Below are 20,215 nucleotides of genomic sequence, written 5' to 3'. Positions count from 1 at the left end.
CTTAGTTATTTCCTGCAAAATAAAACTTACTTTGATCAAATCTATATCTCAATATGAGCCGCTGGATAATATTGAAATGGCTGTCGCGCTTTAGTTCGGCAAGTACAAATGTGCTCTTATTAATGTCGTCCATTACTAACTGAGCAGTATCGAAATCACTTGTTGCAATATGGATTTTACCGCAAGTTTTTTCGGTATCTAATCGTGTGATTATGTGATAGCCCTTACTGTAAAGCTTATATTCCTCTGTGTAGTTAAAGTTTTTGATAAACATTGGGTCATATTCATAGCTTACTTTACGAGCAAAGCAAAAAGCTTCCCCGAAGGACATCTCTCTGCCATCACTATTTATCAGCTCAGTGGGCACACCTAATCCTCTTAGTTTTTCAACATCATTCCCAGTGAACTCAAGTCGCACACCCCGACCGCGAACGCCAGGCTTACGACCGTAAATATATCCTGGAATAACAATGTCCAACCTGAGATTTACATCAATTGGAGTAACCACCTCCCTCCCATTTTTGCCCATCACGACCAGAGATACTTTGCCGGTAAATGTATCTTCCAGTGGCACTCTAAAAAATGCCATTGCTATCTCAATACAAAGCAAGACTGGAATCATAAAGATAACGACATGCGAAAGCTTTTTGCGCCGGAAATGAAACATGTTGAACTCCCTATGCCATTTCTTCGGTGAATGGGGGGTTGATAGTTAAGAGCCACGCGACTGTTAAGAAGCTTCCGATGTCTACACCACTGCCAATGAAGTTTCCAAAGGCAGGGATGAATGAGCAACTTCCGGGCAAAATTTTTGCAATTACAGCTGCCATATATCCGCACGGTACTGCAAGGAGTTCGGGGAGGTGCCATGCGGAGTAGTAGTCGTGAAAGTCGCCAGCATTCTGCGCGAAGGTAAGTCCCTCTGTGCTTGATGCATACATAAAAGCAGGGCCGACAATTACGAGTACAAACAATCTCCAGAGCGTACTATAGATGGCCATTCAAAATCCTTTTATTCAATGATGTTTAATTGTGCGCCAACGTCTAAGCAGATACATATCCTATTGTTGTTTTTTTTATGACTCCAATGGTTTCTGCGTTTCTAAAAATCTCTCCGGCTCGCAGGTTTCCGATTCTGCAGTTTTTAGCGAATTCCTTTAATTTTATTGGCGTACCAGGTTTAGAATTTTTTGCCTGGTCGATCAGCGTTTTTAGGATTTCCTCGTTTGTGTCGAACAGCGTTTCCGTGGTTTTCGTAGTTTCTAACGCCGTTTCTTGAGGCTCCCGATCCGTCAATGGCGATGATGGCTCTGTGATGGCATTCGAGTGTAGGACAGGATTTACGTATGGTCTAGCCCCCCGAATTCCCGACAAAATTAGCGCAGGTACAATCTCCAGCGACATCGCAAAGCCTACGCATAACAGCTGTGCAAGGAGCGCCGGCAGGCTTGATGCTTTGGCCACTGATGACTCTATCTGCGCTATCTCTAAGGACGCCGCGTTGATGCGTTCCAAGGCCTCTTGGCGCTGTTTAGATGTACGTGTGCTGACTGACTCCTCTAACTCCAGGGCCTTCGAAACCATGCCCCTGGCTCGCAGATCATTAGCCTGTCCTGTGGCCAAGGAAACTTCGCGTTCGAGTTGCAAGATCAAAGACGAGTCTTTCTGAGCCAAATGTTTTAACGACTCAAGACGACCTCCCGACATTGCATCATGAGTCGCTTTGCTGATGGTGATTGAAGACATAAGGCGGTCATAAGTGGCCCAACCGCTGACCGTGGACAACATCAGTGCACAGGCAATCATCAGTACAGACCTAGCGCCACTCAGCAAGCGAACCGCTACCGGCCAAGCCAGATACTTAAATATATCTAGTAGTACCGCTGCTGAAGCGAACAACAGTGCCAAGCGCTTATCGTCAATCAAGGCATAAATAGCCAGTGCAACTGATATTGCAGTCACACTCGACAACATAAATGCGATTGCAATTAACACGGACGAAAGCATCTTGCTCATATGAAACCCCAGTAAATACAGCGTATATAGCAAGTATATAAAGAGTTAGGAATATCACAAGGGCAGGAGGCCTGTATTTGACATCAAACTAACATTAGGTAGATTGCATTTATTGATTGATTCGGCGTGTCCAATTCAATAATATGTTTGCAAGTCCAATCCAAAAAGGAAAAATAATAATGGGAATGAATTCGTCGAGTGCCATCAATGTCGATAAGATTGCAATCGCACTTACTGCCAGCGGTGACTTACATAAAGATGGATGTGCATGCGGGCTTGAACATGACCAGGCTCCTAAGGTTGAGAACTTGATCGGTATTGCTTTAGATGCCATCGCCCCATTCGGCGTAGCCGGCTTGCGCGACCTGGCGTACTACGCAACTGACCTGGCGAACGAGGAAGAATTTCGACAGGCTAGTATGCAGTACGAGAGACAAAGGAGGGCTGAGCAGGAGAAGTTCAGCGATTTCGACAAGCTTGCACTGCTCATGGCCGTCAGGCGCGTTGACGGCGACATGGAGTCGTATCACCGGGCAGCGGATCTTGTCTCGTCAGAGAGATACACTGCGAGAGAGGTATGCCTACTACCCATAGAGACGCTTAGAAAGTTGCTGTGAAGACAATCGAGTTCGAGCGATAGCTGGCTAGGGGGCGCGGCGGGAGAGGCTCAGGGAGAGCCCTATGGAGTGCGCTGGCGGCGCTAAAAGGAGCTGTCGTCCAAGAACTTGTCGGCCAGGAGCTTTGCTAAGTTGGCGGGGTTCTGTCGCGGACTGAGGGTTTTAATTAAATACCTAAATCCCTTTTCATCCCTTAAGATCATTCCGTGTTTTGTCATTTTTAGTGTTGACGGAAAGTCTAAGAAGATCGCCTTGTCACCTTCGAGTTCGTCGATGGTTCCGATAAAGCACCCTATATTACTAACTGATATATCACTAAGTGTATAGTCAGCAGGCTTCATCATGCGTCTCACTTTTTTATTGATTACGTTCGCACCTTTAATCATCAGCATTAAGAGATAAAGTAGTGTGACAATTGGCGCTGAAACGACTATTTCCACCAATGTTAATACTTCCCTGAAAACCCAGGCGATCATCCTGGCCAGGCCGCGAACTGGCACCATCCAATTAATTCTCATCACACAATCCTGCCATCGACAAAACCTCATGATACGCGTCGGGCGCATCGGTAAAATCTGACTGCACGCGTGAAATCACAGTGTATGTATCGCCGTATCTGTCTTGAAATGCGAGGTGACCGTCTGCATGCCATGCCTCCCGCAACTCAGTGTGGTGGCCAGTGCCCTTGTCGAAGCCATCAATCACGCGGTACGCGAAGCCGAATACGCGAATGCTTCTCTGCCATCTCGCAAAAGCAGCATTATGAATACACCACTCAGTCATGGTTTGGTGTCTCGCTCAGGAGTGTGAGCGCTAAAAAGTCGGATAATCCGTTGCCTTCAGGCGCTTGATGATCATCAAAGCTTAGGATTAGATATTCCCTGTCCTGGGCATCAACGAAACTAATTCCAGCCACATCGAGCCAAGCTTTTTTGACATGGTCAGAAAGTAGCCGATCTCCATCAACTGGCTCACCGTCAATGACTCCAAAAGTTAGGCCGCCCACGGCTATCTTTTCCTTGGCCTTGACAACAATAGCTTCGTATATGAGCGCGCACCTTGCCATTCTGAATTACTCCATAATCCTTTAAAAAGTATAGCGCTTATCCTGGTTTTCAGCAAAGTAAATAGCATGTAAGTTAAGGTTGATAGCGCCAGAGCTTACGCATCATGCGATGCTCGGTTGCTGTCAAACCTTCAAGTCAAATAGTGTGCGCCATTGACTCTAATTCAAGCGGCTTCCCTGGCGTGTACTCGATATAGTATCTGTCTACATTCGATTCCTTTGCTGTAAAACCGATACCGAATATTGCTTCAATAAGTTTCATGATCCCTTCGACAATCTTCATGACTTCAATTTGTTGGGCTGTGAACTTGATGAAGAATCCCTGGTTTCGTCTGCGGAACTCGTAGTAGTAGATTCTGTAAGTTCTTTCTTGTTCTTCGCTATCTCTTCTTGCAATTTCTTCCTGAAGTTCACGAATGGTTTCTGGATCATAATATATTCCTTCTTGAGTTATTAGTTTGTGCCAAGTTAGTCGGGAGCGTTTGAGTTGCCTGCCGGAGATATGTTTGCCGTCAAACTCGTAGCTGATTCCCTTTGGTTGGCGCTGGTCGTCGAGTGTCAGGTGGATATAGACCTTTTGTTTCTTGAGCAACCTCACAAAGTCGAACATGTCCCCGTTGCAGTCGTTAGTGGCTTCAATGGCGCCAGCGATTTTTGCTACCAGGCGGTGCTTGTGGGGTAGCTGGCCGTCACGGATTGATGCTTGGACTTGTGCATGTGAGAGTGCAATTCCCCAGGTGTCCTTCGGGCGTGGTGCTTTGCGCAGGCCGAACATGTCTTCGATGTCGGATACGGAATCCATGCTCTTGTCTCTCTCAAAGCCGTCATCGACCATTAAAAAGTCCTCGTCTAAGGAGATTCTGTTCGCGACGATGTGAACGTGCTGGTGGTCTTTATCCTGGTGCATGACAGCTACGTATTTGTGCGTCTCGTCGAAGCCCAGGTCTGCCATGTATTTGCGGACTGCAATACGCCACTGGGAAGGCGTCAGAGACTCACCAGGGCGCAAAGACAGCATCGCGTGGAATACCGGCTTAATCTTTTGCTCATCGTCGGTAGACATGCGCCTGAGCTTTTCGACCATGTCGAACTCAGCGATCATGACTTTTAGGTCGGCCTCGCTTCCCTTGAGGAGATTTGGCATAGGGTCGCTCGACATGCACTGTAGATCGATGGTCTGCATTCCATCAATTTCATGATCGTGCTTGGTGCATCCGTAGATGTATCTCAGGCGCTTTTTGAATGACTTGGATGACTTTGGGAAAATTTTGCCGATCATTTCACGCCACCAGTATTGATTGCTGCGATGTGCTTAACCTTCTCCAATAACTCACTACCTGGACGGTCGGCGCTGATCATCAAGGCGAGGTTCATGAGCTCGCGGGCGATCTGGACGACGTCCTGTACGACTTTTGGCTTTACTTGGCCGTTGACCGCTAAGTCACGGATAAATGGCCCAGGCGACTTGTAGCCAGCTTCTGCGACCTTCGCCTTTAGTTTGTTGAGTTCAGTTATATTGAACCTGATTGTAATACGCGAATCTTTGTTTTCCTTTTTAATGGCTTTCATTTTGACTCACCTTTATTGTTATAGTTGTCGAGCCCTTTAACGCAACACCCGGAGGGATGTGAGTAGCCTATTTAACTAACCTCCGAAGGGGTGTTAGTTGTCTGACATAGACACAACTGGCTAAAACAAGCTCTAAGATCATTATGCAATTGGAGCTTTTAGTGTTTCCAGTTATTTGATAATTATTTTTGAGTTATTTTTTTGTATACCTAAACTTTCGCAAAGTGTGAATGCGAAATCGCAGTATAAGAGTGCGAAGTGGCTTGGTTTCGCACTAGGGGAGTGTGATTTCGCAATGGGTGAGTGCGAATTCACAGTGGGGGAGAGTGAACTAATTTTGAATTCGCAATGGTGGAGTGTGAATTCGCACTAGGGGAGTGCGATTTCACATTGACAGGCTGCAGTGTTAGCAATATATAGCCTTGCTATTGTCGTTATTATCGCGTTGTTTTTTGTTTTTTGTTTGATGTAAGACTTACTGATTCTGTATCTAATATGTGATTGTCAAGTGGAGCTAGGGTCGATAGCAAGCCACGACATGCATAGTCTTTATCAAGGCCTGCGCTACTAAGAATCTCGGACTCGATTTTCAACGTTGCGTTTCGGATCTCAGATAAGTAAGCCATCTTATATCCGTCCGTCACATCAACTGTCTGGCCTCCACCATCGTGGTTGCAAAGAACTTTAATGTGGAATGCTCCAACGCCAGCGCGCTCAGCAATAGACATAAAGCTAGCTCGCATGATCTTGCGCGGAAGATGCTCCCCCACACGCTTTGAGATGCGCTCTAGGAAGTCACGAACATTTGACTCGCTGACCTTGGCTTGCTGGACACCTGGGAACACATACTCACCGGAAGAGTGCTGCATCGCATATAACAACTGGCAGTAAGCCGCATCGTTAAGGATGAGATGAAATGCATGGCCGTTTTTTAGGGTGTCGGCCTCGTTTGTTTTATTCCTTTTTGGAAATTTCACAGCTCGTGTTTTGTGACAGATGTATGAGCGTTTAATCTTGTTGATCTCGCCCGGCCTTACACCAGTGAATAACATGAAAAGAACAGCTGCCGATACTGGCTTAAAAGACGTTGGCACATCTCTCAGGGGTGGGGTGTCGGCAACTTCAATACAGCCGTTGATAAACTTGCCGAGGTCATGGGGGTTGATGCGAATGCTGTCGCGATTAGTTTCGTGCCATGCCCCAGTATGTTTCATGATATCAACTGGGTTGTACTTGTATATTGGCTCGCCATCAGCATTTTTATACCAGACAATTGAGAACGAAAAAATTCCCCTCAACAGGCCTACCGCCTTATTAGCAGACCTTTCCCTCGGTTCGGTAACTCTCCCGTTTGGCCTTGTGGCAGGCAGTGTGGTCTGATCGTGTAGATCCGAAACATCATCGCTGGTGATGCTGGAAATAGGCCTAGTGCCATAATTTGGCTTGATATAACTGTTATAAACTCGAGTGTAATCGTCAATTGTGGTTTGCGTAATCTTTTTCTTCTTTCGGCGGATTAGATTCTCGAAAGCCATGTCAAGTGTAAGGCTGTCCCTAACGGACTTGGTTTCTTTGGCATCCAAAATCACATCTAGGTTGGCGTACATCTTTTCTGCCGCCGCCCTTATCATTGGTAGCTTTGTGGTTTTTGGATGAAACGCCTCCAGCTTAATACGATGGTCTTTTCCTTTGACTTTACGGACAACATAAAACGTTTTGCCACCGGCCTTAGTTACGCGGAGTACAAGCCCCTTGGTTTCGGAATCATAGGCGTACATATCAGCCTTGTCCTCTGGACATACGAGCGCGTCCAGGGCAGCCTTTGTGAAGTTGATTTTCATGGCCATAAAGTGTCCTTACAGTCGTCTTAAGCTGTTGATTTGTTCTGTCTTTTCGTGTCTAATCGCTGCCTGCTTACACCGCCTCGATGGTGAAATCGGTAGACACATCGCACTTAAAATGCGCCGCCCCACGGGTGTGCCGGTTCGACTCCGGCTCGAGGCACCATCACTCCTGCACCACCATCAGATACAACCCAACCAAAATTCCTAACTCGTCATCTGCGCCTAGCGTTTTTCTGGATGATTTGGGCTGCCTTGCGTTTATTTTTTGACCAGTTTTCCTTCGTTCGATCTTGGTAGCTCTTGGTAGCTCTTGGGAGCCGCTTGGTAGCTGCCGCAAAAAGCCGCCAATATTCTTACCCCGCTGAGCTCAGCTCTCGGCATCCGCTGACTGCCGGGTAAGAGTCACCCTAAGTGTTTGATTAGGCAAGAATATAAGCGCAGAAACACGGTCTGTAGCTGAGCTCAGCGCTCAACTGCTTTTACCTGCTGTCGTGGGGTAAGGTGACTTAAAATCCCCCGCTCGTAAGGGCGTGCCGGTTCGATTCCGGCTTCGGGCACCATGAATATCAAGGGCTTACGCTTCTCGGCGTAGGCCTTTTTTGTTGGGTGGGTGTTTTTCGTGTCTTTTGTGTCTGTTAGACGGCACGCGCAGAAACTGGCACCAGGGGTTCCACTTTGGGACACAGCAAGGCGCGGAACCAACCCCAATAGCAAACCCACCGGGGATTTCGATTGCAACCCGCCACCCCTGAATAGAACCTCTAATACCCCTCGACCTAGTCCCTCCTCAGAGTTCTTCGCTCCCCCCTCGTCAACGGGGGGGGCCCCCGGTGTCAGGATAGTTGTCGCCTCTCCGATTTTTCCTGAAAAAGCATATCGGGGGCGGAAAGAGACTGGTCGTGCCGTACTATTCACCTGAACGCAGAGCCGCATTACTCAAGATGCTGCTTCCCCCGCTGAACCTGTCGATGGCCGAGGTTTCCCGGCGCGAAGGGGTCAGCGAAATGTCTTTGTCCAACTGGCGCAAGCAGCTCAGTTCTGAAGGAAGTGCAGTGTCCGAAAACAAGCCGTTCACCGAGAACTGGTCAGCCGAAACCAAGTTTGCTGTCGTCCTTGAAGCCGCCGGTTTGTCCGAGATCGACCTGGGCGAGTATTGCCGCCGCAAAGGCCTTTACCCCGAGCAAATCACTGCCTGGCGACAAGCCTTCATCACCGGCCAGAAATCGGACAAGGCCCAGCAAAAAGAAGATCGGGAGCAGTCTCGCAAAGATAAGAAACGCATCCAGGAACTTGAGCGCGAACTGCGCCGCAAAGACAAGGCGCTCGCTGAAACAGCTGCGTTGTTGGTGCTGCGAAAAAAGCTCAACGACTACTGGGGGACCGACAACGAGGACAACTGACGTCTTTGCCAGAACGGCAGTTACTCGTTGGCTGGCTGAGCAACGCGGTCGTGGCGGGAGCCAGAAAAATCAGGGCCTGCCGGGAAATCGGACTATCGCTGCGGACCTTGCAGCGGTGGACTGAAACAGACGTTATCCAGGCTGATGCCCGAACGACTGCCACACGGCCAACGCCGCGAAATGCGCTGAGCGAGGCTGAGCGACAGACCATTGTGACGCTGTGCAACAGCCCGGAGTACGCCCACCTGCCGCCGAGCCAGATTGTGCCGCGCCTGGCCGATCAAGGGCGCTATCTGGCGTCGGAGGCAACGTTTTATCGCGTCTTGCGAGCGACGGGTCAACAGCAACATCGAGGCCGTAGTCAGCGCCCCAGGCGGCACGCGGCCCCAACGACGCATGCGGCTGAAGCGCCCAATCAGGTGTGGTCATGGGACATCACGTATCTGCCGTCGCCGATACGCGGCCAGTATTACTACCTCTATCTGATCGAGGATATTTACAGCCGCAAGGCCGTGGGCTGGGAGGTCTACGACGCGGAAAGCGGCGAGAAAGCCGCCGTGCTGCTGCAACGCAGCGTGATCGGCGAGCAGTGTTTACACGAACCGCTGGTGCTGCACTCGGACAACGGAGCGCCGATGAAATCGGTGACGCTGTTGAGCAAGATGTACGAACTGGGCATCACGCCCTCGCGGGGCCGACCGCGGGTGAGCAACGACAATCCATACTCAGAGTCGTTGTTTAGAACGCTGAAATACTGCCCGCAATGGCCGCAGGATGGCTTTGCCAGTCTGGACGCCGCACGAGCTTGGGTGAGGGATTTCATGCGCTGGTACAACAACGAGCACCGGCATAGCCGAATCCGGTTCGTCACACCGGCTGAGCGGCATCGAGGACTGGACCATCAGGTCTTGGCCCGGCGACATGAGCTGTACGAACGAGCCAAGGAGAAAACGCCAGAACGGTGGTCGGGTCAGACACGTAACTGGGAGCCGATCGGCACCGTGTTGTTGAACCCCGATCGAGAGCAACAGGTCGAGAAAAGAGCGGCATAGTTAGACGGTTGATGCGACAACTACCTTGAAAAACGCCGGGGGCACCGATTACCGAAACGGTCAATCTGACCAAGCTTGGCCAATTTCGAGCAAGAAACGCCTCGAAACGCGATGCCGGAAATAGCTCGACTTCCCATATCTCCTGAGGAGACACAATGAATTATTGCCCTACCATACTGCGCGGTGCGCTTGCTGCCACCGCCTTGCTTTTGGCCAACCTGGCCGCTGCGCAAACGCCTCCCCAGGAGCATAATTCCGTCGAAGCTTTACGCATTCAGAGCATCGCCGAAGAAGCCTATATCTACGGCCTGCCTATCGTGATGAATTATGGCGTGATGTATTCCTATGCCGTAGACGAAGGTTCGCCGCAGTACAAAGCGACATTCAATCAACTGCACAATATCGCCCGCGTGTTCACACCGGAAGACAAGGCTGTGGTCACGGCGAATAGCGACACACCTTATTCTTTCGCCTGGCTGGACCTGCGCACCGAACCGATGGTGTTGAGCGTGCCGCCGGTAGAAAAGGGTCGCTACTACTCGCTGATGCTGTGTGACGGCAACACCTATAACTATGGACTGATCGGCAGTATTGCGACTGCTGGTGAGCCGGGCGACTATCTGGTGGTCGGCCCTGACTGGCAAGGCGAGACGCCCAAGGGCATCAAGAAGCTGTATCGCTCGACGACTCAATTTTCGATGGTTGGCTACCGCACACAGTTGTTCTCGCCGCAAGACATAGACAACGTCAAGACCGTACAAGCCGGCTACAAGGTTCAGGCCCTGTCGACCTGGATGAAGCAACCTGCACCCCCTGCTGCTCAGCCCCTTGATTTTCCTCCCGCAGATAAGGATTCAATCAAGAAAAACTTCTTCACTTATCTGGACTTTGCATTGCGCTTCGCGCCGGCCGCACCTGAAGAAAAAGACATCCGTGCCAAGTTGGCGAGCATTGGTATCGGCAGTGGCGAGATGGATCGCTTCAAGCGCATTGCCGCCGTCTATGGCAAGGAACTCGCTGCCGGAGCCGCCGCCGGCGACCAACGCATTAGCCAAGGCATTGCCCACCACGGCATTCCCGTCAACGGTTGGATCCTCATGACCGAGGGTGGCGGCAACCGCCAGCGTTATAACGGCGACTGGCAGGCACGTGCCGTCGTGGCCAAAGCAGGCATTTATGCCCTGGACGCCTCCGAAGCGCGCTACGCGCTGACCCGTACTTTGCCCACCGGTGAGACGCTTGACGGGAGCAAACACAAATACAGTCTGACGTTTGCCGCAGATCAGTTGCCACCGTCTGATGCCTTCTGGTCGGTGACCATGTACGACGGCGCTACGCAACTACTGGTTGCCAACCCGATCCAGCGTTATCTGATCAACTCACCGATGCTGCCGAATTTGCAGAAGAATGCCGACGGCTCGCTGACCCTCCACGTCCAGAAGGACTCACCGGGCAAAGACAAGGAAAGTAACTGGCTTCCAGCACCCGATGGACCGATCTACCTGGCGCTGCGCATCTATGGCCCGCAGGACAAGATCGACAAGGGCCAGTGGCAGGTTCCACCACTGGTGCTTGCCGACTGACCCCGCAAAAGTCGGCGCTGGTGAACAGCGCCGATCGCATTCGAGCCTGACAGAGAAGTGGCCCTTCACTGAACCTGTTCGAGCTCGCTCGGCCGCCATGCTTTCGTGAAAAATGATTCCAGTGGGCTGTAGAGGCGCAGGATCGTAAACCAGCCCTTGTCAGGCATGGTCTGAATCCAGTTACCCGCCTTGGCGTCTGCTGGCTTTGTGGGACCGAAGTAGATGGTCGTGGACCCGTCCGCGTTCTCGACGGCGGCCGGTGAAGGGTAGGTTTGGCTACCCGCTCGCGGGTAACGTTGCGGCGTTTGCAGCATGGACCGCGTCTGGTTGTCATAGACGGTGAACGACCAGAATTTGGCCGCTGGAATCTTCGGCGGCAGGGTCACTTTGTAGGTCTTTGCGCCGTCAAAGGGATTCTTTTGTGCATCCGAGAAGCCCATGAGGTACTGCGAGCCCACGTTGGGCAGTCGCATGATCATTCCCGGCGAATCCATGGTGTAGCCGTAATAAAAGGCCGTGCGCGAATCGAGCGTCCGCGCGCCGGTCGGCGGTAATGGTTTGAAATAGCCTTCCTTGGTGATCATGGGTGGCGGTGTCTGAAAGTCGAAACCACCTTGCCACAGCATGCTGGCCCACATCGAGTTCGGGTAGTAGGCCCATCCAGGATACTCGGCAGCACGAAAGTTCAGTGATCGCCCCGCCGCATTGCCCACGGCCGCCGCGTCGGTGAGGATCTTCTTCATCCGCTCGTCCGGAGCAAAGGGCTTGCCCTTTACGATGCCAATGGCCGCCAGTTGGCCAAGGAGTTCGGGATCGAACGATGTGGCCGGTTCCAGCTGCACAAGTTTGTCGAGAGTCTCGAAATAGCCGAAATCATTAGGGGGAATGGTGTTGAAGGACTTGCCGGTACCCTCAACGAACTTCGTCGGCGGTATTGGCGGGTTTGGCTCAAGGCGGATTTGGCCTGCGAGTGCCGTGGCTATGCTGGTGCCGTACCCGCCGGGTGTGTAGGGATAAATTTTCAGCTTGTCTTTGATCAGATCGACAGTGGGTTTCGGATCGTTGTTCTCCATAAACGCGCGAACGGCGTAGATCACATGATCGGTTTTCGCTCGGCCTACGAAGAAGCCACTGTCTGGGAGAGGCCCCTCATAGCCCGGCGGTACGACCAGGTACTTGCCGCCTTCGCCCCGATCAGGCCCTGGGGTACCCAAGTCAATGATCCAGCCGAACCACATGTCATTGAGTGTGCCGAGCGATTTTGGGGGTACCTCAATCACCAACGGCCCTTTCGTCAAGTCGAGGATCGAAAGGGTATAGATGGTGTCGGCGTTGGCAGTCAGAAAGAGCGAGTTGGAGTCCATCAGCTCAGAGAAAATAATCACCGAGTTGTCGTCAGCGCCAATGCTGTGGAAGCCCTCGCGAATCGCATAGGCCGAGGCGCCCGAGAAACTGTTCATGAACGCGTCTATGCCGCGAGCGAACGCCAGCGTGTCGTAGACGTCACGGGTGGTTTTTACGGTCGGCGCGCCGTCCTTGAACTCCAACGTACCGACACGGGTTTCGATGCGATCCGGCGTGGTTATCCCGAGGGGGATTTCGGTTGCCGCCTGCGCCGCACTTATGACAGGCAGGGCCAGCGCGACGAAGGCTGACAATACGGCGAGTGGTCTGAAAGTTTGCGTCATGGAGTTTTCCTTGAAGGATGCCAAATAATTGGACTACCCAAACTCAGGAACTACTGGCGCAGGGACATTTCTCAGGGCGCGGCCAATCACATTCCTTGCGCCCTGGTCATCACTGAGTGGTACTGGCATTAATTCGCCCGGATGACCGTTTACAAATGTTGCGCACCATTGTCAGAGCAGCACAGTCTGGTTGATCAGGATTTCCAGCAAACCAAGCATAGGTGCACATGTGCCATTGCTCCAGTTCACCTGCACTGCATCTACCCCCCATGAGTGGGGGGGTGCGAAACGATTCAACACTTTCTAATACGACCGTCCGTCCGGTAAAAAACTCTGATCGGCGGCTTGGTTGCGGTTATGGCAGGGCGTACATGGACAATGTTGAATCATCAGCAATACTCCACTTCGCCATAAGAACCCGGTTGCGCTGTTACCTGATCGATAGTGATTACGCATTATTAGAGAGGGGCATCATGCCGTCGAATTCAAGTGCACTGCCTGTTGCAATATTTGCATTGCTGACACTTTTTGTCAGTGAGCGAGGTTTTGCCGGCGGGCTTATGTTGTATGAAATCGCGACGGACAACACCGGGTTGGCTAATGCCGGTGCGGCGGCGAGGGCGCAAGGCCCTTCGACCATTGCCAGCAACCCCGCAGGCTTGAGTTATCTGAATGGCACTCAAATAACCGCCGGGGCACAGATCTTGTTCGGGGACTTGTCGTTCGATAGGGACGCTGAAACCAATACCCCAGGCACCGGCAGCGGCAATGTGCTTGATCCAATACCGGGCGCCAGTTTTTTCATCAGCCATCAGCTGGATGACCAGTGGTCCGTCGGCTTCGGTTCCTATGGTGATTTCGGCCTTGCGGAAAACTACGACAACGACTGGTCCGGGCGTTATTTCGTGCAGAACGCGAGCATTGCGGGTTTGTCACTGGTGCCGAGCGTGGCGTATCGCTTCAACGAGCAATGGTCCGTAGGTGTTGGCGTGAAAGCCATGTACGGCATGCTGAAATCCGAGGCGGCGATCGATCAGAGACCGCTGGGTCTTACGGACCGTGCAGACGGTCAATACAAGTACAAGGACAACGATTGGGGTTACGGCGCCAACGTCGGCGTGATCTATGCGCCGCAACCGGGCACCCGTATCGGCCTGGCTTACACCAGTCAGGTTGACCTGGATTTTGAAGACGGCCTGGATGTGAAAAGTAATGCGCCGCTGGTGAGTCGACTGGACGGCACCAACCTCAAGCTCGATCTGCACGTACCGCAAACCGCCACTCTCAGCCTGTACCAGCAACTGGACTCGCAATGGGCGTTGCTGGCTTCGGTCAACTGGCAGGACTGGTCGAAATTTGGCGACATCGAAATCGACGTAGACACCAACGCCGGCGGTGCCCGGTCGACCACCATCGATGCGCATTTCAAAGACACTTATCAACTGGCCCTGGGCGCGCAATACCAGATGAACCCTGATTTGTTATGGGACTTCGGTATCGCCTACGACACCTCGGCAGTCTCCGACGGAGATCGCACGTTGACCGTGCCCATGGGCGCCGCCTGGCGCTTCGCCACCGGCCTTACTTATTCGCTGAACAAAGAGACCGACCTCAACTTTAGTTGGGTCACGGTCTGGATGGGTGACATGTCCGTCGACCAGACCAAATCCCTGTCCGGCAATCGCACATCAGGCGAGTTCGATAACGCCTGGATTCAAGCCCTGTCAGCCAACATGACCTGGCGTTATTGAACAAAGGACTGCCCCGCAACATCTGACCCCCCAAGGAGTTCTGCCACATGAACCTTTCCCACAAGTGGATAGTTGGCGCCGCGCCAAGCAGTTTGCTATTGGCCGGCTGCGTCTCGAAGGTGACCGAAACAGATCAGTACTCCGGCTTCTTGAAGGACTACGACGGCTTGCAGGAAACCACCACTATCAGGGCGATGACCAGTGACTTGCAGGCTGTGCTCAAGTAGCCACTCGCGGTATGCAACCGAGCCGCGTTCTGCGCGCCGTATTTCAGGAGTTCGACATGAACAAGCGCATTGAACGGTCTGTTCTCTCATTGATCGCTTTCGGTGTGTCTGTTCCCAGCTACGCCGACAGCCAGGCTGAGCTGGCCAAGCAGGCATTGAACCCGGTCGCGGCGCTGTACAGCTTGCCGATCCAGTACAACTGGAACCAGAAAATGGGGCCCTCCGGCGAAGGCATCCAGAGCGTCACCAATATCCAGCCGGTTCTACCATTTTCGCTCAACGAGGACTGGAACCTCATCTCTCGCACGATTCTGCCAATCATTGATCAACACGGGTTGGTGCCGGGTGGTGGCGCCGATAAAAGCGGGGTAGGGGATACGTCTCAAAGCTTCTTCTTCTCACCGAAAAAGCCCACCGAGGATGGCTGGATCTGGGGCGTAGGGCCGGCACTGTTGTTGCCCACTGGCAGCGACGAGTTGCTCAGCAGTGAGCAGTGGGGGTTGGGACCGACAGCGGTTGCGCTGAAGCAGGCTCACGGCTGGACCACGGGCATTCTGGCCAACCATATCTGGTCACTGGATAACAGCCCGGCCGACGACAAGGAGAAAGTGAATCAAACGTATCTGCAACCCTTCCTGGTGTACACCACAGCGACTTACACAAGTTTTGGCATTAACACGGAATCCACTTATGACTGGGAGACCAAGGAGTGGAACGTGCCGCTCAATCTGTTCGTGACGCAGCTGTTCAAGGTCGGCAAGCAACCCATGAGTCTTCAGGTGGGGCCGCGCTATTGGGCAGACAGTCCTGAAGATGGAGCACATGGCTGGGGCTTTCGAGTGGCATACACGCTACTCTTCCCTAAATGAAATGCACCGCTGCAAAAGTACGCAGCTCCCGTTCCTGATCGACTGCGGTCTCCGGCCGAGCCACTCATTGTTTTGCATAAAGGCCTGAAAAAATGGATCGCGTAGAGCCCCAACTGATCCTCAAGACCACGCCGCCGCGTGGCCAGAAGTCCGCCCGGATGCGCAGCCGGCTGGCTATCGATACCCCGGAGCTGACCGACAAAGTGGTGATTGCCGTTCACGCGCCGGCAGGTTTTGGCAAAACGTTCCTGTTGACCCAGTGGCGCCGGGAGTGTTTGTCCCACGGCGCAGTGGTGGCGTGGCTGACGCTCGATGCGCATGATGATGGTGCCCGATTTGTTCAAGGGTTGGGAACGGCCATGGCGATTGGCAGCGGTCGGCCCAGAGTGTGTAAAAACAGATGAAAACATCGTCGGCACGTAGTGCCGACCGGTGTTGGCCAGCTTATTAAAACCTGAAGCGCTCTTGTAGCTCCAAGCGGCCCCTACAAGCGCTAGCAAGGCTCCATAGCTTGATAAACGGGGCAAACGGCAGCCCTTTCAAGCCATCAGCGCGTTCATCAGACCCCGTGCACCGAGGATCTTCATCACCCTTTTCCAGTTGTAAGCGAGCACATTCAAGCTCATTTCGGTGCTCACCCCAGCGAGCCGCCGCGTCAGAAAATGCGTCGCACCCATCCATTGTTTGAGCGTCCCGAAGGGATGCTCGACCGTTCGTTTGCGGATGCTCATCATCTGCGGCGCATTGTTCAGGCGGGCCTGCATTTCCTTCAGCACCGCCTCATGCTCCCAGCGCCGAACCTTTCGCTCTCTGGCCGGTGTGCATTGTGCTTTTATCGAGCAGGCCCGGCAGTTGGAGCTCCAGTAACTGTTCAGCGTCCTGCCGTTATCGACGTAAGCGTTACGCCAGGTCAGCACTTCTTTGGCGGGACAGATGTACACATTTTTGTCCGCGTCGTAGACGAAAGCGTCATTGCCGAAACGGCCATCGAATTTGGCCCGCGAGCTCAGCGTTTTCGGCACATAAGCCGTGATCCCTGCCTCGTGGCAGGCCAGGATTTCTCCGCTTTTGTAATACCCGCGGTCCGCCACCACCGACAACGATTCGAGTTGCATCGCCTCACGGGCCTGCTCGGCCATCGAGCTGAGCTGATCACGGTCGTGACCGACATTGGTCACCTCGTGCGCGACGATCAAATGGTGCTTGGTATCGACCGCCGTCTGCACGTTGTAACCCACGATTCCATTACCGCTCGTCTTCATCGAGCGAGCGTCCGGGTCGGTCAGGGAGATCTGTTTGTCCGGCGATGCTTCAAGCTGTATTTCAATCTCCTGAAGCGCCTTCATCTGCTCCTTCAGTTTGGCGATTTTCTCTTCCAGGCCGCCTTTGGGCCCTGAAGACGTGGGCTCTTCCCGATCAGCCCCATCCAGCGCCTTTAGATAACGGGCAATGCTTGATTCGATGTCTTCCATCCGGCGCTTCAGCTTGGCGCTGGTGAAATTGCGGTCGCGGTGGTTCACCGCCTTGAATTTACTGCCATCGATGGCAACGAAATGTTCCGAGAAAAGCCCCAGTTGCTGACACAGCACAACAAACTGCCGGCAGACGCCTCGAATGGCTTTGCCGTTGTCTTTGCGGAAGTTGGCGATGGTCTTGAAGTCCGGACTCAGGCGACCGGTAAGCCACATCAGCTCGACGTTGCGCTGCGCCTCGCGCTCAAGGCGCCGGCTCGACTGGATGCGGTTGAGATAGCCGTAGATGTAGATCTTCAGCATGACTGCAGGGTGGTAAGCCGGTCGGCCCGTTTCAGCGGGGACAGCGCTTTCAAAACCCAAGGTGATCAGGTCGAGTTCATCCACGAAGACATCGACAACACGCACCGGATTGGTGTCGCTGACGTAATCGTCCAGGCTCTCGGGGAGCAAGGTAGTTTGACCTCGGTGTTCACCTTGGATGAAGCGTTTCATGGGCGACCCTTGCAATGAAATCCTGGGGAATCATAGCAAAGGTTTATCTTGGGTTTTTACACACTCTGGGCCGTCCTTTGCTCGCGCCTTCGAGCGTATTCCGGGGCCGGGGCGCGATGAGTTTGAAGGCTTGACTCAGTGGTTGGCGGAAGTGGCGGATATGGGCAGTGAGACTGTGTTGATTCTGGATGAGGCTGACGCCTTGCCCGAGTCGACCGTGCGCCATTCGCTGACCTACCTGTTGCATAACGCCCCGGCCAACCTGCGCATCATCATGGCCTCACGGGCGCGTTTGAATCTGCAGGTAGCCGACCTCGCGGCGAGAGGGCGGTACGCGGCAATCACCGCCTCCGCACTGCGGTTTGGCGTTGAAGAAGCGGTCGCGATTCTCACGAGTCGTTTTGGCAAAAAGATCGATGCCGACCTCTGTGTGCGCCTCAATGAGGTTACCGAGGGCTGGCCCCTTGGCTTGCAGCTGGCTATTTCGGCGATGGAAAAGAGTTCCAGCCTGGGGGCCGCCGTCGAGGAACTGTCGAAATGTACCGGTGATATCCAGGGTTATTTCGTCAACAGCCTGATGGCACATCTGCCCGAAGAACAGGTCGCATTTCTGACGGGCATCGCGCTGTTGGAGATGGTTCAGCCTTCTTTATGCATCGCGCTGACGGGTAATCCACGCTCGGGGCAATTGCTCCAGGAACTGTGCGTCTCGACACCGCTTTTTGTCGAGAGTGTCGACAGCGATTGGGTGCGCATTCATCCATTAGCCCGGGAGATCCTTCTGGGTCGCTTTGCAAAATTGCCCCCAGAGCAGCGTCAGGGTTTTCACGAGCGCGCAGCGATTTGGTTGCAGCAGCACGAGTTCCAGGAGCAGGCTGCTCGCCAATACCTGTTGGCCGGGTTGCCGGAGCCTGCTTACGCGATGATCGAAAAATGCCTGTACGACGTGATGCTGCGCGGACAGTTCAGTCGAGTGCTGGAATGGGTCGAAGAACTTGAGCCCGAGACCGTGTTGTCACACCCGCGCATTTGCCTGGCCGCCGCCTGGGCACTGGCAATGGGCGCGCGTCAGGCTGAAGCCGCGAGGTTCATTACGGTCATCGAGCAACATCCGTCTGCCGATGAGGCCACCCGTTGCGAGGCTGCTGCCATTGAAACCGCCGCCGCCTATTTTGCCGACCATCCGGACGAGTCACTGGCACTCATTACGCCATGGGTTGAGCGGTTGCCTTCGTTCCCGATCAAGGTACAGGCCATTGTGGCGAACCAGATTGCTCGACTGACCTTGTCTCAGGGCCAGCCGGAAAAAGCCCGGCGCATCTTTCAGCGCGCACCGCATTACACGTGGAGCCCTGGACTGGATGCCATTCGCGGATTTGGCGAGTGGGTGGTTGGACTGACGTACCTGTGGGAGGGACGGATGCTGTCATCGGAAACTGCCTTACGGGCCAGTCTTGTGCTCGCTGAGCGAGATATTGGCCGCCGCAGTCCTATCGCCGTAATGATGGCCAGCACCCTGGCACGGTGATGCTTGAAAGAGGGGAAATTCAGGAAGCGAGCACGGTGTTGGCGAACCGGATGGACATGGTTGAGCGTCTCGCTTCGCCTGCGGCCATTGTGCTGGGATACATCACCGCATCTCGGCTGGCTTTCATGCAGGGGCATGGACATCGCGGCCAGGACCTTCTCGATGCGTTATTCGAGCTGGGAGAAGAACGCAGCATTCCACGGTTTTGCATCGCATCGCTTGGCGAGCAGATTCGTCTGCATGCCTTGCAGGGGCACCGCGATAAATGTCAGGCGTTATGGCAGCGTCTGGAGGCTGTTACACCAGTCATTGCCCGCGAACGAACGGGTTTGCTCGGTCCGGAACTGGCCTTGATGGTTGGCATGGCCAACACTTATGTCCTGCTGGCCAAGCGTGATTGGCAGGCCATGCTAGTGGAGCTGGAAAAAGCCAACGCAGTGGCCGAGACCCTGCGCCGTGGCCGCGATAGTGTGCAAATCAAATTGCTCAAGGCCTTGGCACTCAGGGAGACGGGCGAAGAGGGTACGGTCTGTTTGCTGGAAGCCGTCAGCCTCGCGCAAGAGAACGGTATGCAGCGCGTGGTGCAAGACACCCATCCGGCCCTGATCAAGTGGGTACAGGCGCTCCAACGTGAAACGGTGGAGCCGGTCGCGGCGACACCTTCACACGTGCCGGTTTCGCGACCGGAGCCCGCCACATCGAGCGTGTCTCCCAGTCGTCTGCTGACACCCAAGGAGCGGGAGGTGTTGCAATTGCTGGCACGCAATCTCTCCAACAAGCAAATCGCCCTGGCCTTGAATGTCGGCGAGGGAACGGTGAAGTGGCACCTGAAAAACCTGTTTGGAAAATTCCAGGCCGGTACACGGCAGCATGTCGTGGCGCGTGCATACATGCTGGGGATTCTCGAAACAGCGGGCTGATGCCGTCCATCCTCCGCGAGATCCGTATGGATCTCCCTTCAATGCCCCCTGTCCTGTTTTCAAGCCCCCCTGCCAATGGGGGTTTTTGCAGTTCGACTACCCAATAGTCTGGCCCCAA

The 20,215-nt window shown here is 53.5% G+C and carries 20 protein-coding genes and 1 tRNA gene; 10 read left to right on the top strand and 11 right to left on the bottom strand.

Going from position 1 to position 20,215, the window contains the following annotated elements; all coding sequences use genetic code 11:
• Position 1 precedes the first annotated feature (1 nt).
• From ACA058_RS17815 to ACA058_RS17805, 3 genes are read right to left on the bottom strand one after another with little or no spacing between them, the layout of a single operon-like run.
• The gene (locus tag ACA058_RS17815) at positions 2–667 is read right to left on the bottom strand and encodes a hypothetical protein (RefSeq protein ID WP_497635186.1); all 666 of its coding nucleotides are present in this window, start codon (positions 665–667) and stop codon (positions 2–4) included.
• 10 nt (positions 668–677) lie between these two features.
• Complete coding sequence (locus tag ACA058_RS17810; protein ID WP_497635185.1) at positions 678–1,001, bottom strand: hypothetical protein; 324 nt, start codon at positions 999–1,001, stop codon at positions 678–680.
• Positions 1,002–1,044: 43 nt separating this feature from the next.
• Complete coding sequence (locus ACA058_RS17805; RefSeq protein WP_497635184.1) at positions 1,045–2,016, bottom strand: hypothetical protein; 972 nt, start codon at positions 2,014–2,016, stop codon at positions 1,045–1,047.
• 179 nt (positions 2,017–2,195) lie between these two features.
• Between ACA058_RS17805 and ACA058_RS17800 the strand changes: the two genes are divergently transcribed.
• Positions 2,196–2,633, top strand: a complete 438-nt coding sequence (locus ACA058_RS17800) for a hypothetical protein (protein ID WP_497635183.1) — start codon at positions 2,196–2,198, stop codon at positions 2,631–2,633.
• Between the two features lie 83 nt (positions 2,634–2,716).
• Here the strand turns inward: ACA058_RS17800 and ACA058_RS17795 are convergent, their stop codons facing one another.
• From ACA058_RS17795 to ACA058_RS17770, 6 genes are all read right to left on the bottom strand, one after another.
• Positions 2,717–3,151 (bottom strand): hypothetical protein, encoded by a 435-nt coding sequence (locus ACA058_RS17795; protein WP_497635182.1) that lies wholly within the window; start codon positions 3,149–3,151, stop codon positions 2,717–2,719.
• A complete protein-coding gene (locus tag ACA058_RS17790; RefSeq protein ID WP_497635181.1) occupies positions 3,141–3,416 on the bottom strand; it encodes a hypothetical protein in 276 nt (91 codons plus the stop codon). The genes ACA058_RS17795 and ACA058_RS17790 overlap by 11 nt, the downstream gene beginning before the upstream one ends.
• Positions 3,409–3,699, bottom strand: a complete 291-nt coding sequence (locus ACA058_RS17785) for a hypothetical protein (protein ID WP_497635180.1) — start codon at positions 3,697–3,699, stop codon at positions 3,409–3,411. The genes ACA058_RS17790 and ACA058_RS17785 overlap by 8 nt, the downstream gene beginning before the upstream one ends.
• A gap of 136 nt (positions 3,700–3,835) precedes the next feature.
• Positions 3,836–4,978, bottom strand: a complete 1,143-nt coding sequence (locus ACA058_RS17780; RefSeq protein ID WP_497635179.1) for a relaxase/mobilization nuclease domain-containing protein — start codon at positions 4,976–4,978, stop codon at positions 3,836–3,838.
• Positions 4,975–5,268: a plasmid mobilization protein gene (locus ACA058_RS17775; protein ID WP_497635178.1), complete on the bottom strand. Its 294-nt coding sequence runs from the start codon at positions 5,266–5,268 to the stop codon at positions 4,975–4,977. The genes ACA058_RS17780 and ACA058_RS17775 overlap by 4 nt, the downstream gene beginning before the upstream one ends.
• A gap of 437 nt (positions 5,269–5,705) precedes the next feature.
• A complete protein-coding gene (locus tag ACA058_RS17770) occupies positions 5,706–7,115 on the bottom strand; it encodes a recombinase (protein ID WP_497635177.1) in 1,410 nt (469 codons plus the stop codon).
• 74 nt (positions 7,116–7,189) lie between these two features.
• On the opposite strand from ACA058_RS17770, the gene ACA058_RS17765 reads away from it, so the two are divergent.
• The 3 genes from ACA058_RS17765 to ACA058_RS17755 all read left to right on the top strand — a co-directional run bounded on the left by ACA058_RS17765 (position 7,190) and on the right by ACA058_RS17755 (position 11,147).
• Positions 7,190–7,275 (top strand) — tRNA-Leu (locus ACA058_RS17765).
• Between the two features lie 736 nt (positions 7,276–8,011).
• A protein-coding gene (locus ACA058_RS17760; RefSeq protein ID WP_497635176.1) for an IS3 family transposase occupies positions 8,012–9,564 on the top strand; the annotation gives its coding sequence in 2 pieces (ribosomal slippage) (positions 8,012–8,474 and positions 8,474–9,564; 1,554 coding nt in all).
• A gap of 155 nt (positions 9,565–9,719) precedes the next feature.
• Entirely contained in the window at positions 9,720–11,147 is a 1,428-nt protein-coding gene (locus ACA058_RS17755; protein ID WP_497635175.1) for a DUF1254 domain-containing protein, read from the top strand.
• Between the two features lie 65 nt (positions 11,148–11,212).
• On the opposite strand, the gene ACA058_RS17750 is transcribed toward ACA058_RS17755, so the two are convergent.
• Positions 11,213–12,835 (bottom strand): DUF1254 domain-containing protein, encoded by a 1,623-nt coding sequence (locus tag ACA058_RS17750; protein ID WP_497635174.1) that lies wholly within the window; start codon positions 12,833–12,835, stop codon positions 11,213–11,215.
• 473 nt (positions 12,836–13,308) lie between these two features.
• Between ACA058_RS17750 and ACA058_RS17745 the strand changes: the two genes are divergently transcribed.
• The 4 genes from ACA058_RS17745 (at position 13,309) to ACA058_RS17730 (ending at position 16,086) form a co-directional block, all read left to right on the top strand.
• Positions 13,309–14,586: an OmpP1/FadL family transporter gene (locus ACA058_RS17745; protein WP_497635173.1), complete on the top strand. Its 1,278-nt coding sequence runs from the start codon at positions 13,309–13,311 to the stop codon at positions 14,584–14,586.
• A gap of 47 nt (positions 14,587–14,633) precedes the next feature.
• On the top strand, positions 14,634–14,813 hold the full coding sequence (locus tag ACA058_RS17740) for a hypothetical protein (protein ID WP_497635172.1): 180 nt from the start codon (positions 14,634–14,636) through the stop codon (positions 14,811–14,813).
• A gap of 56 nt (positions 14,814–14,869) precedes the next feature.
• Positions 14,870–15,682: a transporter gene (locus ACA058_RS17735; protein WP_497635171.1), complete on the top strand. Its 813-nt coding sequence runs from the start codon at positions 14,870–14,872 to the stop codon at positions 15,680–15,682.
• 92 nt (positions 15,683–15,774) lie between these two features.
• The gene (locus ACA058_RS17730; protein WP_497635170.1) at positions 15,775–16,086 is read left to right on the top strand and encodes a hypothetical protein; all 312 of its coding nucleotides are present in this window, start codon (positions 15,775–15,777) and stop codon (positions 16,084–16,086) included.
• Between the two features lie 135 nt (positions 16,087–16,221).
• Here the strand turns inward: ACA058_RS17730 and ACA058_RS17725 are convergent, their stop codons facing one another.
• Complete coding sequence (locus ACA058_RS17725) at positions 16,222–17,649, bottom strand: IS1182 family transposase (RefSeq protein ID WP_497635169.1); 1,428 nt, start codon at positions 17,647–17,649, stop codon at positions 16,222–16,224.
• Between the two features lie 130 nt (positions 17,650–17,779).
• Here ACA058_RS17725 and ACA058_RS17720 point away from each other — a divergent pair, with 130 nt between their 5' ends.
• On the top strand, positions 17,780–19,177 hold the full coding sequence (locus tag ACA058_RS17720; protein ID WP_497635168.1) for a winged helix-turn-helix domain-containing protein: 1,398 nt from the start codon (positions 17,780–17,782) through the stop codon (positions 19,175–19,177).
• The gene (locus ACA058_RS17715; protein ID WP_497635167.1) at positions 19,177–20,097 is read left to right on the top strand and encodes a LuxR C-terminal-related transcriptional regulator; all 921 of its coding nucleotides are present in this window, start codon (positions 19,177–19,179) and stop codon (positions 20,095–20,097) included. The genes ACA058_RS17720 and ACA058_RS17715 overlap by 1 nt, the downstream gene beginning before the upstream one ends.
• Positions 20,098–20,215 lie beyond the last annotated feature (118 nt).

This window comes from Pseudomonas sp. LBUM1649, assembly GCF_059716155.1.
This window is presented reverse-complemented; position numbering and strand designations above follow the sequence as displayed.

Bases quoted from the DNA above. Each gene is read 5' to 3' on its own strand.
- ACA058_RS17740 (WP_497635172.1), top strand. From the start codon at position 14,634: ATGAACCTTTCCCACAAGTGGATAGTTGGCGCCGCGCCAAGCAGTTTG.
- ACA058_RS17730 (WP_497635170.1), top strand. From the start codon at position 15,775: ATGGATCGCGTAGAGCCCCAACTGATCCTCAAGACCACGCCGCCGCGT.
- ACA058_RS17750 (WP_497635174.1), bottom strand. From the start codon at position 12,835: ATGACGCAAACTTTCAGACCACTCGCCGTATTGTCAGCCTTCGTCGCG.
- ACA058_RS17810 (WP_497635185.1), bottom strand. From the start codon at position 1,001: ATGGCCATCTATAGTACGCTCTGGAGATTGTTTGTACTCGTAATTGTC.
- ACA058_RS17775 (WP_497635178.1), bottom strand. From the start codon at position 5,268: ATGAAAGCCATTAAAAAGGAAAACAAAGATTCGCGTATTACAATCAGG.
- ACA058_RS17745 (WP_497635173.1), top strand. From the start codon at position 13,309: ATGCCGTCGAATTCAAGTGCACTGCCTGTTGCAATATTTGCATTGCTG.
- ACA058_RS17790 (WP_497635181.1), bottom strand. From the start codon at position 3,416: ATGACTGAGTGGTGTATTCATAATGCTGCTTTTGCGAGATGGCAGAGA.
- ACA058_RS17785 (WP_497635180.1), bottom strand. From the start codon at position 3,699: ATGGCAAGGTGCGCGCTCATATACGAAGCTATTGTTGTCAAGGCCAAG.
- ACA058_RS17815 (WP_497635186.1), bottom strand. From the start codon at position 667: ATGTTTCATTTCCGGCGCAAAAAGCTTTCGCATGTCGTTATCTTTATG.
- ACA058_RS17770 (WP_497635177.1), bottom strand. From the start codon at position 7,115: ATGGCCATGAAAATCAACTTCACAAAGGCTGCCCTGGACGCGCTCGTA.
- ACA058_RS17755 (WP_497635175.1), top strand. From the start codon at position 9,720: ATGAATTATTGCCCTACCATACTGCGCGGTGCGCTTGCTGCCACCGCC.
- ACA058_RS17780 (WP_497635179.1), bottom strand. From the start codon at position 4,978: ATGATCGGCAAAATTTTCCCAAAGTCATCCAAGTCATTCAAAAAGCGC.
- ACA058_RS17805 (WP_497635184.1), bottom strand. From the start codon at position 2,016: ATGAGCAAGATGCTTTCGTCCGTGTTAATTGCAATCGCATTTATGTTG.
- ACA058_RS17800 (WP_497635183.1), top strand. From the start codon at position 2,196: ATGGGAATGAATTCGTCGAGTGCCATCAATGTCGATAAGATTGCAATC.
- ACA058_RS17795 (WP_497635182.1), bottom strand. From the start codon at position 3,151: ATGAGAATTAATTGGATGGTGCCAGTTCGCGGCCTGGCCAGGATGATC.
- ACA058_RS17715 (WP_497635167.1), top strand. From the start codon at position 19,177: ATGCTTGAAAGAGGGGAAATTCAGGAAGCGAGCACGGTGTTGGCGAAC.
- ACA058_RS17725 (WP_497635169.1), bottom strand. From the start codon at position 17,649: ATGAAACGCTTCATCCAAGGTGAACACCGAGGTCAAACTACCTTGCTC.
- ACA058_RS17735 (WP_497635171.1), top strand. From the start codon at position 14,870: ATGAACAAGCGCATTGAACGGTCTGTTCTCTCATTGATCGCTTTCGGT.